Genomic DNA, 13,831 nt, shown 5'->3' on the forward strand with positions numbered 1-13,831 from the left:
TTATAAACTCATTCTACTGTAAATCAAAAAACCGTCTTATTTAAGACGGTTTTTTATTGAATAAAATTTGTATGAGACTTATAATCACTTACTTGAATTTTTAACACTGTGTAATTTTAATAAGTATAGGTCATTGTTAAGGTATAGTGTTAAGTCCTAGTCCTAAAGCATAAGTAATAAAGCATAAAAGTAAATTTTTTATTGGCATTTGTGACATATATTGTCATTGATCAAATAATTTAAAACTTTGAATTATTAAGTAATTAAATTGAGCGCTTGCATTCAATTTAAAAACTTGTATAATAGTCAGCCTCTAAAGGCGGTTAGCTCAGTTGGTAGAGCATCGGTTTCCAAAACCGAGGGTCGTAGGTTCGATTCCTACATCGCCTGCCATATTTTTTCTACATGTAAGCTTAATTGGTCCAGTACTCTTCTTTTACCATACAGATAGGCGGCTTTAACTCTATCGTCTACGTCGTAAGGCAATTCAACTATGAGCAATCAACAAGATGATAACCTAGAAAGAAAGGTATCTGACGCTAAGCAGGGCGCTCATAATACGTTAAGCAGAGACTTGTCAGGTAAAAGTGCAGTAGAAGTTGCAAAAACCCGATCGCCGAAAGACATGGCACTTTGGGGAATAGCATTAGCGGCCTTAATTGCTGCCACCTTGGTAAACTATAAGCTTCCAGGAATTTGGCAACCCGCTAATGATTTAGTAACACGTATTGGTATTATTGCTGCTTTAATTATCTTAGCTATTATTTGTTTGGCTCTAACCAATCAAGGTCGTAGTTTTAAGGTTTTACTTAAAGATGCCAGTATTGAATTACGCCGAGTTACTTGGCCTTCTAAAAATGAAACCATTCAATATACTTGGCAAAGCTTGTTAGTAATTGGTATCGTTGCAATCATTGTTTGGTTGTTAGATAACTTATTTACTTGGTTGGTTGGTATCTTTATTGGCTAGATCGGTATAGCGTTAAAGTAGTTTTAGAGAATTTAATAGATTATAAGTACATAAGCACTATCAGGGCTGGGCTTTTATATAATTCTACGCTCTTTGTAGGTTATATAGGTCATACAGCCTGTTTTTTTAATCAGCAATCGTTTGATTGACGTCATGGAGAAACATATGCGCTGGTATATTGTGCAAGCATTTTCAGGCTATGAAAAGCAGGTCCAACGCTACTTGACGGATCGTATCAATCGTAGTGAGTTCGCTGATAAATTCGGTGAAGTTTTAGTCCCTACTGAAGAAGTCGTCGAAATGAAGGACGGCAAAAAGCGTAAAAGTGAACGTAAATTCTTTCCAGGCTATGTATTAGTAGAAATGGAAATGAATGATGATACTTGGCATATTGTGAATGATTGTCCTCGTATTACGGGATTCATTGGTGGTACGCCAGAAAATCCAGCACCAATTACTAAAGTCGAAGCCGATCGTATTTTGAATCGTCTGAAACAAAGTGAAGAAGCACCCCGTCCTAAGACCTTATTTGAACCAGGTGAAGAAGTTCTTGTTATCGACGGACCATTTACAGATTTTAAAGGTTTGGTTGAGAAAGTTGACTATGAAAAGTCTAAACTGCAATTAACCGTTAATGTATTTAACAGACCAACTCAGGTCGAATTAGAGTTTAGTAAAGTTGAAAAGCTAAGTTAATTGCTTAGTCTTATTAAATATTACTAAATATTAAACCACCGGGGAGCGGATGCCTTAGCTTATCAGTTTAATTAATATATTGGTAAGTAAAGGCAATAAGCGTTATTACCCGTAACGGAGACATATCATGGCTAAGAAGATTGATGGTTACATCAAACTACAAGTGCCTGCTGGCAAAGCAAACCCTTCACCACCAATTGGACCTGCACTTGGTCAAAAAGGTGTGAACATCATGGCATTCTGTAAAGAGTTCAATGCGGCAACTGCAAGTATGGAACCAGGTCTGCCTATTCCTACTGAAATTACAGTATATGCTGATAAATCTTTTACATTTATCATGAAGTCACCACCTGCTGCCTTCTTGCTACGTAAAGCTGCGGGCATCGCTAAAGGTTCTGGTGTTCCAAATACTACTAAAGTAGGTAAAGTTACTCGTGCACAGCTAGAAGAAATCGTGCAAACCAAAAATGCTGATTTGACTGCTGCTGACATGGACGCTGCTGTACGTACCATCGCTGGTACTGCACGTTCAATGGGCATCGAAGTGGAGGGTGTGTAAATGAGTAAACTTACGAAACGTCAAAAATTAATCGCTGAGCGTGTAGAAAACGAAAAGTTATACACTCTTGAAGAAGCGGTAAGCATTCTTAACGACCTACCAACGCTTAAGTTTAAAGAGTCTGTTGATATCGCTATCAACCTAGGTGTAGATCCACGTAAATCTGATCAAGTAGTACGTGGTGCAACAAACCTACCTGCAGGTACGGGTAAAACTAAACGTATCGCTGTATTTGCCCAAGGCGCTGCTGCTGAAGCTGCTAAAGAAGCTGGTGCTGACGTAGTTGGTATGGACGATCTAGCTGACCAAGTTAAAGCCGGTAATCTTGACTTTGATGTTGTTATTGCAGCACCAGACGCTATGCGTGTAGTGGGTCAACTAGGTACTATTCTAGGTCCACGTGGTTTAATGCCTAACCCAAAAGTGGGTACGGTTACACCAAATGTTGCAGAAGCTGTGGCTAACGCTAAAGCGGGTCAGGCGACTTATCGTGTAGACAAAGCAGGTATTATCCATACTACAATTGGTCAAGTTGGGTTTACTCTTGATCAAATCCAGCAGAACGTTCAGGCTTTATTATCAGACATTCGTCGTGCTAAGCCTGCTACTTCTAAAGGTATTTATATCAAAAAAATTACTCTATCAAGCACAATGGGTCCTGGTATCACTTTAGATCCAATGCCTTACCGTATTGCAAAGTAATTTCGATATTTGCTATTACTAGATTATATCATTTAAATAGTTGGTTATTTAGTGATAGTTTGGAGTCTATTTTATTTACTCCAAATACCACCCAATTTAAAGTATTAAAAAATTAGGTCAGCTTAGCCAAAGCTATGCTGTCTAAGACCGTAGGTAGGTGTAGTGGTGTTTCGTTTCGTATGGAACACTGCGTTTATACTGTTAATTAATGTCGACGCTAGTTTAATTATATATAGTTTATTTACTCAACTTACTATAGTTAGGTTTGACTTAGCATTAGCCTACGCAGACGGTGACCAAAAAAGTTTGATCATGGGAATTAGATTGTTTTATTAATTTAGTTTCTTATTCATTCTGATAAAGGTGCCGTATTCAGCGTTATTAAAGTCGCTGGTTAAAAAGTGGTTTATCTACGATTAAACCAGTATTTAAACTTTAGTAATAGAAACGTCAATTCAAAATTGCTTCGGCAATGTTGATGAGATTAAGGAGTCAACTCATGGCATTAACGCTAGAACAGAAACAAAAAGTTGTGGCTGAAGTGTCTGTAGTTGCTGCAAATGCTTATTCAGCAGTTGCTGCTGATTATCACGGTCTTGAAGTAGGTCAGTTAACTGAGTTACGTAATAAAGCTCGTGAGAAAGGTGTTGTACTTAAAGTAGTTAAAAACACGTTAGCAAAGCGTGCTTTTGAAGGAACTAGCTTTGAGTGCATGTCAGATAAGATGGTCGGCCCATTGTTATTGGCTTTTTCTACTGAAGATTTAGGTTCAGCTGCTCGAGTTATTTTTGAGTTCAGTAAAGAACATAAAGCTTTAGAAGCGAAGCTTGTATCAGTTGGTGGTGAGTTGTTTGGTCCTGAGGAACTTGAGCGCGTAGCTAAGCTTCCAACACGCGACGAAGCACTATCTATCTTGATGGCAACAATGAAAGCACCAGTAACCAAGCTTGCACGTACTATGAAAGAAGTACCAGGCAAGTTTGTACGTACTGTTGCAGCAGTAAAAGACGCAAAAGAAGCCGCTTAATTTATATTGTATATATAATTAGGCAAACAAGCTTTTTTCGATCAATACATCATGACTATCGTTTATTGGCGTAACCGTTTATTGGCGTAATCAAACTGTATTGATCTTAACTAAACCTTTAAATTTATCAGAATATGGAGAAATCCCATGGCACTATCAAGAGAAGATGTGTTAAACGCAATCGCTGAAATGTCAGTAATGGATATCGTTGGCTTAATCAGTGATATGGAAGTAAAATTCGGCGTAACAGCTGCTGCTGCTGCTGCACCTGCTGCTGCTGCTGCTGCTGGTGGCGCTGCTGCTGCTGAAGAAAAAGACGAGTTTGACGTTATTCTTGCTAGCTTCGGCGACAAGAAAGTTGGCGTAATTAAAGCCGTTCGTGAAGCTACTGGTCTTGGCTTGAAAGAAGCTAAAGAATTAGTTGAAGGCGCTCCAGCTCCAATTAAAGAAGGCGCTAATAAAGCAGAAGCAGAAGAGCTTAAGAAAAAGCTTGAAGAAGCTGGTGCTACTGTAGAACTTAAGTAATAGATATTTATCTAAAGCTTAACTGATTATGTGAGGATTTTATTTCATATAATCATAAAGCCAACAATGTTTTTTGCATTGTTGGCTTTTTTGTTTTTAGATATAAAGTGTATAGATGAATAGTTTACACTCATCAATTTTAGAGTTTAAGGGTTTTGCAAATTAGGGTATTGATTTGCTTTTTTTAATTAGTTATTGTATACTCTCGCACTTGACCTTTTGTATTAGCCTAAATGGTTGGCAAGCGTCACGTTAATATTTAAAGAATATCAGCTTAACGAACGTTTAGCGATTAATACAGACCAAGGGACAGACAATTTGCATGTTTAAAACATCTTTAGCTTCTATCCTTTTTATTTAGACCTAGGTACGCTCGTGCTTGGGGTTTTTTTGCATCTGTCATTTGGCATCTTTTAACCTAAATTTATAACTTTTTTGAACTAATTCGTTTTCATTAAAACACAAAGAACCATTAGCTATAAACGTTTGTAATGGGTTTGGCGGCGTCGACACTCTAATATTTAGTTAAAATGTTGAGCTAAAACGTCATGAATGATAGTACAACAGGCATTTATCAAAGGTCATTCTCACTGTTTCAATCTGATGATTCCTATTTAGAATTTGAGTGTTCCAGTTAATTACTGATCTCAATTTTTAAAAATGAATCATTTTTATTTTACTGTCTACTGTAAGGACTCTCGATGGCATATTCCTATACTGAAAAAAAACGTATTCGCAAAAGTTTTGCCGAGTTGCCACATGTAATGGATATTCCATATCTGTTGGCAATTCAAGTGGATTCCTATGAGCAATTTTTGCAGGAAAATAAAAAGCCTAAAGCGCGTGAGAATACTGGCCTACAAGCTGCATTTTCATCTATTTTCCCAATCGAAAGTAATTCAAATAACGCCGAGCTTCAATTTGTTGAGTACTACTTAGGTGCACCAGAGTTCGATGAACGCGAGTGTATTTCTCGTGGTTCTACTTTTGCAGCACCCCTACGCGTCAAAATTCGCTTGATTATCAAAGATAAAGATAGCAAAGATAAGAATAGTAAAGCGGCTATTAAAGATATCCGTGAGCAAAACGTATACATGGGTGAAATCCCATTAATGACTAATAATGGTACCTTTATTATCAATGGTACTGAGCGTGTTATCGTTTCTCAATTACATCGTTCACCAGGTGTATTCTTTGATCATGATAAAGGTAAGTCACATTCAAGTGGTAAGGTACTTTATAACGCCCGTATCATTCCTTATCGTGGGTCATGGTTAGACTTTGAATTTGATGCAAAAGATTTAGTATTCGCTCGTATTGACCGTCGTCGTAAATTGCTAGGTACTATTATTCTTCGTGCGTTAGGCATGGATACCACCGAAATCTTAGACACTTTTTTCGAGAAAGTAACGGTATATAAAGGCGAAGAGCAGTTTGAGATTGACTTAGTTGCAGATCGTCTGCGTGGCGAAATGGCTCAATTTGATATTGTTTCTCCAGAAGGTGAAGTACTGGTCGAGCAAGGTAAACGTATCAACGCACGCCGTATTCGTCAGATCGAACAATCTGGTATGAAGCAACTTGCTGTTCCAGATGAATACTTATATGAGCGTATTTTAGCTGAAGATATTATAGTAAATGATGAAGTCATTGCCAAAGCAAACACTTTAATTGACCATGAATTATTGGTTAAATTAAGTGCGTTTGAAGCCAGTGACTCTATTAAAGAATTTAAGATTTTATTTACTAACGACATTGATCACGGTACCTATATTGCTGATACCTTACGTGCTGATAGCACAGGTAGTCGTGAAGAGGCGTTAATAGAAATCTATAAAGTAATGCGTCCAGGTGAGCCACCAACAATCGATACAGCTGAAAAGTTATTCGAGAGCATGTTCTTTAATGCGGATCGTTATGACTTATCAAATGTTGGTCGTATGAAGTTCAACCGTCGCTTGGGCCGTACTTTTGAGAACACAGACGATCCAGATATTAAGCGTGAACAAAGCGTATTAACCAAAGAAGACATCATTGATGTTTTAAAAGAGTTGATTAATATCCGTAATGGTATTGGCGAAGTGGATGATATTGACCATTTGGGTAACCGTCGTATTCGTTCAGTTGGCGAAATGGCAGAAAATCAGTTTCGCGTAGGTTTGGTGCGAGTTGAGCGTGCGGTAAAAGAGCGCTTGAGTTCTGCAGAATCAGACAACTTGTCACCACAAGATTTGATTAACTCTAAGCCGGTAGCGGCTGCAGTGAAAGAGTTCTTTGGCTCAAGTCAATTGTCTCAGTTTATGGACCAAAATAACCCATTGTCTGAGATTACCCACAAGCGTCGTATCTCAGCTTTAGGCCCAGGCGGTTTAACTCGTGAGCGTGCAGGATTTGAAGTACGTGACGTTCATAACACTCACTATGGTCGTGTGTGTCCAATTGAAACGCCAGAAGGACCAAACATCGGTCTAATTAACTCATTAGCAACATTTGCTAAAACCAATGAGTTTGGCTTTCTCGAAACGCCATATCGTAAAGTTGTAGACGGTAAAGTTACAGATGATATCGAATATTTATCGGCCATTGAAGAAGTAGGCACCGTAATTGCTCAGGCTGACTCTGAAGTAGATGAGAATGGTGCATTCGCTGAAGAGATGGTAATGGTACGTAGCGGTGGTGAATCGGTACGCATGCCTAGCGATAAAGTAACGCATATGGACGTATCACCAAGCCAAGTTGTTTCAATAGCGGCAAGTTTGATTCCATTCCTTGAGCATGATGATGCTAACCGCGCCTTGATGGGCTCGAACATGCAACGTCAGGCCGTACCAACCCTACGTGCAGATAAGCCTTTAGTCGGTACAGGTATGGAGCGTCACGTAGCCCGTGACTCTGGTGTTTGTGTGATCGCCAAACGTGGTGGTGTGATTGAAGACGTTGATGCCTCTCGTATTGTTGTGCGTGTGAATGAAGATGAGATGGGTGCTGGTGAAGCCGGTATCGATATTTATAATTTAATCAAGTATACCCGCTCAAACCAGAATACTTGTATTAACCAACGTATTATTGTTAACCAAGGCGACCAAATTGCAACCGGCGATATCTTGGCAGATGGTCCTTCAACTGACTTAGGTGAGTTGGCATTGGGTCAAAACATGCGTGTGGCGTTTATGCCATGGAATGGTTATAACTTTGAAGACTCAATCTTATTGTCTGAGCGTGTGGTTAAAGAAGACCGTTTCACAACTATCCACATTCAAGAATTAACCTGTGTGGCACGTGATACTAAATTAGGTACTGAAGAAATTACTGCCGATATTCCAAACGTTGGTGAAGCAGCACTATCTGCGCTTGATGAGTCTGGTATTGTCTATATCGGTGCTGAAGTAGATGCAGGCGATATTCTAGTAGGTAAAGTAACGCCTAAAGGCGAAACACAATTAACGCCAGAAGAGAAACTACTAAGAGCTATTTTCGGTGAAAAAGCGGCGGATGTTAAAGACACTTCTTTACGTGTACCAACGTCTACCAAAGGTACGGTTATTGATGTTCAAGTCTTTACCCGTGATGGTGTAGAAAAAGATGCTCGTGCTAAAGCCATTGAGAAGTCTCAGTTAGATAATTACCGCAAAGATTTAAAAGAAGAGCTACGCATCTTTGAAGAAGCAGCTCGTAGCCGTATTAGTCATTTATTAGATGGTAAGGCTATTAGTGGTGGTGCTGGTCTTAAATCAGGCACCGTAATGGCTGAGTCTGAGCTATTAGAAATGTCTTTAGAAACTTTATTAGACATCCAACCAGTCGAAGAAGAGATTGCTGAACGTTTGACTCAAATTCAAGAGTTTTTAATCGATAAGCAAAAAGATATCGATACTAAATTTGCTGAGAAAAAACGTAAGCTCACAGCTGGCGACGACTTACAACATGGCGTTCAAAAGATTGTTAAGGTTTATCTAGCCGTAAAACGTCGCATTCAGCCTGGTGATAAAATGGCCGGACGTCATGGTAACAAAGGTGTGGTTTCTCGCATTATGCCAGTTGAAGATATGCCTTACGATGAAAATGGTAACCCAGTAGACATCGTATTGAACCCACTAGGCGTACCATCTCGTATGAACATCGGTCAGGTTCTTGAGACGCATTTGGGTATGGCGGCTAAAGGTCTTGGTGACAAGATTAATGGCATGTTAAAAGCGCAAGCTGCTGTTACTGAATTACGTGATTTCTTAGATAAGATTTATAATAAAGTGGGCGGCGAGCAAGTTGATCTAGACAGTTTGAGTGATGAAGATATTATGGCATTGGCTCAAAACTTACGTGAGGGTGTGCCAATGGGTACCGCTGTATTTGACGGCGCACGTGAGGTTCAGATTGACGAATTATTACAACTTGCAGGTTTTCCAAGCTCAGGTCAGCAGACTTTGTATGATGGTCGTACTGGACAGAAATTCGACCGTCCTGTAACCGTTGGCTACATGTATATGCTGAAACTGAACCACTTGGTGGATGATAAGATGCATGCTCGTTCAACGGGTTCATACTCATTAGTAACACAGCAACCATTAGGTGGTAAAGCACAGTTTGGTGGTCAGCGTTTTGGTGAGATGGAAGTTTGGGCTCTTGAAGCATACGGTGCAACTTATACCTTGCAAGAGATGCTAACAGTGAAATCAGATGATGTTGAAGGTCGTACACGTATGTATAAGAACATCGTCGATGGTGAACAGTATATGGATCCAGGTATGCCTGAATCGTTTAACGTACTGACCAAAGAGATTAAGTCACTGGGTATTAATATTGAGCTTAAAGAAAGCAACTAAAGTCGATAGGGTAATTGCGGGGCGCAGATTTAATCTAATAAGCGACCTGCAATTATTCTATTAGTCTTCGCCCTTTAACTCAGCCTAATTCATTGCCTTCAAACGGTATATTAGCGTCATTATTCAACTATTAATATGACCTAGATACTGTGAACACATACAACGGAGAAGCAACTTGAAAGATTTACTCGATATTATGAAAAGCCCTGCCGACAATGGCAAACGTGAATTTGATAGCATTCAGATTACCTTGGCTGCTCCTGAGACTATTAAGTCATGGTCACATGGCGAAGTAAAAAAACCAGAAACCATTAACTATCGTACCTTCAAACCTGAGCGTGATGGTCTATTCTGTGCCAAAATATTTGGTCCGGTAAAAGACTTTGAATGTCTATGTGGTAAGTACAAGCGCCGTAAATTCCAAGGCGTAATTTGTGAAAAATGTGGCGTAGAAGTAACTACCGCCAAAGTTCGTCGTGACCGTATGGGTCACATTGATCTTGCCAGTCCTGTAGCTCACATTTGGTTTTTAAAATCATTACCAAGCCGCATCGGTTTATTACTTGATATGACACTACGTGATATCGAGCGCGTATTGTATTTTGAAAGCTATGTGGTAACAGATCCAGGCATGACTTCTTTAGAGAAGTATCAATTGCTCGATGATGAAGATTATTACAAAGCATTAGAAGAATTTGGTGATGAATTTATCGCTAAAATGGGTGCTGAAGCGGTTCAAGACCTATTAAAAGACATTGACATCGATTTAGAGATTGATGATCTACGTGAAGCGATTCCTAATACTGGTTCTGAAACCAAACTAAAGAAAATGTCGAAGCGTCTTAAATTATTAGAAGCATTCCGTGATTCTAATAATAAGCCTGAGTGGATGGTAATGAGCATCTTACCAGTATTACCACCAGATTTACGTCCTCTAGTACCACTAGAAGGCGGACGTTTTGCGACTTCCGATCTAAACGATTTATACCGCCGTGTGATTAACCGTAACAATCGTTTAAAGCGTCTTTTAGAGCTGAATGCGCCAGACATTATTGTGCGTAACGAAAAACGTATGTTACAAGAATCTGTAGATGCACTGTTAGACAACGGCCGTCGTGGTCGTGCTATTACTGGTAGTAACAAGCGTCCATTGAAATCGCTTGCTGATATGATTAAAGGTAAGCAAGGTCGTTTCCGTCAAAACTTACTAGGTAAGCGTGTTGATTATTCAGGCCGTTCAGTAATTGTTGTAGGGCCTACTTTACGTCTACATCAGTGTGGTCTACCCAAGAAAATGGCGCTAGAATTATTCAAGCCATTTACTTATTCAAAATTACTGTCACACGGTATGGCAACTACCATTAAGCAAGCTAAAAAAATGGTAGAGCGTGAAGAGCCACAAGTTTGGGATATGCTGGCCATGGTCATTCGTGAGCATCCAGTATTATTAAACCGTGCGCCAACACTTCACAGATTGGGTCTACAAGCGTTCGAACCAGTACTTATTGAAGGTAAAGCCATTCAGCTTCATCCTTTAGTTTGTACCGCATTTAACGCAGACTTCGATGGCGACCAAATGGCAGTACACGTGCCATTAACGCTTGAAGCTCAGTTAGAAGCACGTACTTTGATGATGTCAACCAATAACATCTTATCACCAGCTAACGGTGATCCGATTATTGTTCCTTCACAAGACGTTGTACTGGGTCTGTACTATATTAGTCGCTCCGCTATCAATGCCAAAGGTGAAGGTATGATCTTCGCTACGGTTAATGAAGCTTTACGCGCGATTGGTTCTAATGACCTACATGTAAACGCTAAAATAAAAGTTCGAGTTACCGAAACTATTTTTGATGAAGAAGGTAACTCTACCAAACAAACCACACTTCAAGACACGGTGGCAGGTCGTTTACTTATCTGGAATGTGATGCCTAAAGGTATGCGTTTCGAAGAGTGTAACGTTGAGATGACTAAGAAAAATATCTCAAAATTAATGAACTCTTGCTACCGTACTCGCGGTGTAAAAGACAGTGTTATCTTTGCTGACCAATTGATGTACCTAGGTTTTGCTCAAGCAACGCTATCAGGTGTATCTATCGGTATCGAAGATATGGTTATACCACCTAAGAAGAAAGAGCTTATTGAAGCGGCAGACGCTGAAGTACGTGAAATCGAACAACAGTTTGAACAAGGTTTCGTAACCGCTGGTGAGCGTTATAATAAAGTTGTCGATATTTGGTCACGTACCAATGACAAAGTTGCTAAAGCGATGATGGATAACTTATCAACTGATAAAGTTATCAATGCACAAGGTGAAGAAGTAGAGCAAAAATCTTTTAACTCTATCTTTATCATGTCAGACTCTGGTGCTCGTGGTAGTGCGGCGCAGATTCGTCAGTTAGCTGGTATGCGTGGTCTAATGGCTAAACCAGATGGTTCAATCATTGAGACCCCCATTAAAGCAAACTTCCGTGAAGGTCTATCTGTACTTCAGTACTTTATCTCTACTCACGGTGCTCGTAAAGGTCTAGCCGATACCGCATTGAAGACCGCTAACTCAGGTTACTTAACTCGTCGTCTAGTAGACGTGGCGCAAGATTTGGTTATCACAGAAGACGATTGTGGTACTGAAAAAGGTGTTCGCATGACACCGCATATCCAAGGTGGCGAGATCATCGAGAAGCTAGGTGATCGTGTACTTGGGCGTGTGGTTGCAACAGATATTATTAACCGTGAAGATGAAGTTGTTTTAGCAGCTGGTAGCTTAATTGATGAGCAAGGCGTACAGCTAATCGATAATAACGGTATCGATGAAGTATGGGTACGTTCAGTGATTACTTGTAACGTCCCACATGGTGTTTGTGCTCAGTGTTATGGTCGTGACCTAGCCCGTGGTCACAAAGTTAACATTGGTGAGTCTGTAGGGGTTATGGCCGCTCAGTCAATTGGTGAGCCTGGTACTCAGTTAACAATGCGTACATTCCACGTTGGTGGTGCAGCGAGTTCAACCTCAGTAGACAATAGCATCTCTGCACGTAACAATGGTTTCATTCGTTTCCACAATATGAAGACGGTTGAGCACGTAGACGGTCACTTGGTTATTGTGTCTCGTTCTGCAGAAATTGGTATTGCTGATGATGTAGGTCGTGAGCGTGAGCGTTATAAAGTACCTTACGGCTCTAGCGTATTAGTAAAAGATGGCGATGAAGTAGAAAGCGGACAGGCAATTGCTAAATGGGATCCACACACTCACCCAATCATAACTGAGTTCGCGGGTAAAGCACGCTTTAGCGATATTATCGATGGCTCAACTGCCACGGTTAAGATTGATGAAGCAACCGGTATGAGTTCATTCGAAATTCTTGGTTCAAAAGACCGCCCAAGTAACTCAAAAGACTTACGCCCAGCTATTATTCTAGATACAACAGCAGGTAAAGAGGTGGTTTACTTCTTACCCGCTGAAACCATTATCCGTGTCTCTGATGGTGAAGAAGTAACTGCTGGTTCAGTATTAGGTCGTGTACCACAAGCGACTTCTGGTACTAAAGATATTACCGGTGGTTTACCACGTGTTGCTGACTTATTTGAAGCACGTCGTCCAAAAGATCACGCTATTATGGCAGAAATGTCTGGTGTGGTTAGTTTTGGTACTTCAACCAAAGGTAAAAACCGCTTTATTATCACCAATGAAGAGGGTGAAGTGCATGAAGAGCTGATTCCAAAATGGCGTCAAATCAACGTATTCGAAAATGAAACCGTTGCCCGTGGTGAGGTTATTGCAGATGGTCCATTGAATCCGCATGACATCTTACGCTTACAAGGCGAAACTGCTCTGGCAAATTATATCGTTGATGAAGTACAAGAGGTATACCGTCTACAAGGTGTTAAAATCAACGATAAGCACATTGAGGTTATTATTCGTCAAATGTTGCGTAAAGTTGAAGTTACTGATGCAGGTGATTCTAACTACTTCAAGGGCGATCAAGTTGAATATGCTGATGTGAAAGCATTGAACGAAAAACTGCTAGCTGAAGATAAATTCCCTGTGCAGTTTGAGCGTCAATTACTAGGTATAACCAAAGCCAGCTTGGCCACTGAAAGCTTCATCTCAGCAGCTTCGTTCCAAGAAACTACCCGTGTATTAACGGCTGCTGCCGTAACTGGTAAAGTTGACGACTTACGTGGTCTTAAAGAGAACGTGGTTGTTGGTCGCTTGATTCCAGCTGGTACTGGTCTTGCTTATCATGCGGCTCGTAAGAAAGCCAAAGAAGGTAACCCTGCTTATGATGTAGAAAGCGCCTTAGATGCTGCTTTTGACTTAGAAGCCAACAGTAGCGCTCAAGACTTTAGAAGCTTTGATGAAGCCTTTGCTCAAGAGCTTAGTCAAGATAAACCAGGCCAGTAAGTTTTAATAGCCAATCTGTTTAAAGTATAAAAACTCAATTACAAAATCCGGCATTCGTGCCGGATTTTTTTATTTAATAAATCATCATATATAATGGGCTTATAAAAAATTAAGTGCTTATTTAGCA

General features: G+C 40.0%; 8 protein-coding genes and 1 tRNA gene. All 9 read left to right on the forward strand.

Annotated features, from left to right (window positions below; genetic code table 11):
* The first annotated feature begins 317 nt into the window (after positions 1-317).
* Positions 318-393: transfer RNA gene (locus QZ265_RS05865), tRNA-Trp, on the forward strand.
* A gap of 100 nt (positions 394-493) precedes the next feature.
* Positions 494-970 carry a preprotein translocase subunit SecE gene (gene secE, locus QZ265_RS05870; RefSeq protein WP_296404323.1) on the forward strand — a complete coding sequence of 159 codons (477 nt, stop codon included), beginning with the start codon at positions 494-496 and terminating at the stop codon, positions 968-970.
* A gap of 165 nt (positions 971-1,135) precedes the next feature.
* The gene (gene nusG / locus QZ265_RS05875) at positions 1,136-1,666 is read left to right on the forward strand and encodes a transcription termination/antitermination protein NusG (RefSeq protein ID WP_011961254.1); all 531 of its coding nucleotides are present in this window, start codon (positions 1,136-1,138) and stop codon (positions 1,664-1,666) included.
* 127 nt (positions 1,667-1,793) lie between these two features.
* Positions 1,794-2,225, forward strand: a complete 432-nt coding sequence (rplK, locus tag QZ265_RS05880) for a 50S ribosomal protein L11 (RefSeq protein WP_296404326.1) — start codon at positions 1,794-1,796, stop codon at positions 2,223-2,225.
* The gene (gene rplA, locus QZ265_RS05885; protein WP_296404328.1) at positions 2,226-2,927 is read left to right on the forward strand and encodes a 50S ribosomal protein L1; all 702 of its coding nucleotides are present in this window, start codon (positions 2,226-2,228) and stop codon (positions 2,925-2,927) included.
* Between the two features lie 499 nt (positions 2,928-3,426).
* Positions 3,427-3,954 (forward strand): 50S ribosomal protein L10, encoded by a 528-nt coding sequence (gene rplJ, locus QZ265_RS05890; RefSeq protein WP_296404330.1) that lies wholly within the window; start codon positions 3,427-3,429, stop codon positions 3,952-3,954.
* A 147-nt stretch (positions 3,955-4,101) separates the two neighbouring features.
* Complete coding sequence (gene rplL, locus QZ265_RS05895; protein ID WP_296404331.1) at positions 4,102-4,479, forward strand: 50S ribosomal protein L7/L12; 378 nt, start codon at positions 4,102-4,104, stop codon at positions 4,477-4,479.
* 701 nt (positions 4,480-5,180) lie between these two features.
* The gene (rpoB, locus tag QZ265_RS05900) at positions 5,181-9,299 is read left to right on the forward strand and encodes a DNA-directed RNA polymerase subunit beta (RefSeq protein WP_296404334.1); all 4,119 of its coding nucleotides are present in this window, start codon (positions 5,181-5,183) and stop codon (positions 9,297-9,299) included.
* Positions 9,300-9,474: 175 nt separating this feature from the next.
* A complete protein-coding gene (gene rpoC / locus QZ265_RS05905; RefSeq protein ID WP_296404336.1) occupies positions 9,475-13,704 on the forward strand; it encodes a DNA-directed RNA polymerase subunit beta' in 4,230 nt (1,409 codons plus the stop codon).
* The last annotated feature ends 127 nt before the right edge of the window (positions 13,705-13,831 follow it).

It is taken from the genome of Psychrobacter sp. (genome assembly GCF_018260395.1).
Classification (GTDB): Bacteria; Pseudomonadota; Gammaproteobacteria; order Pseudomonadales; family Moraxellaceae; genus Psychrobacter.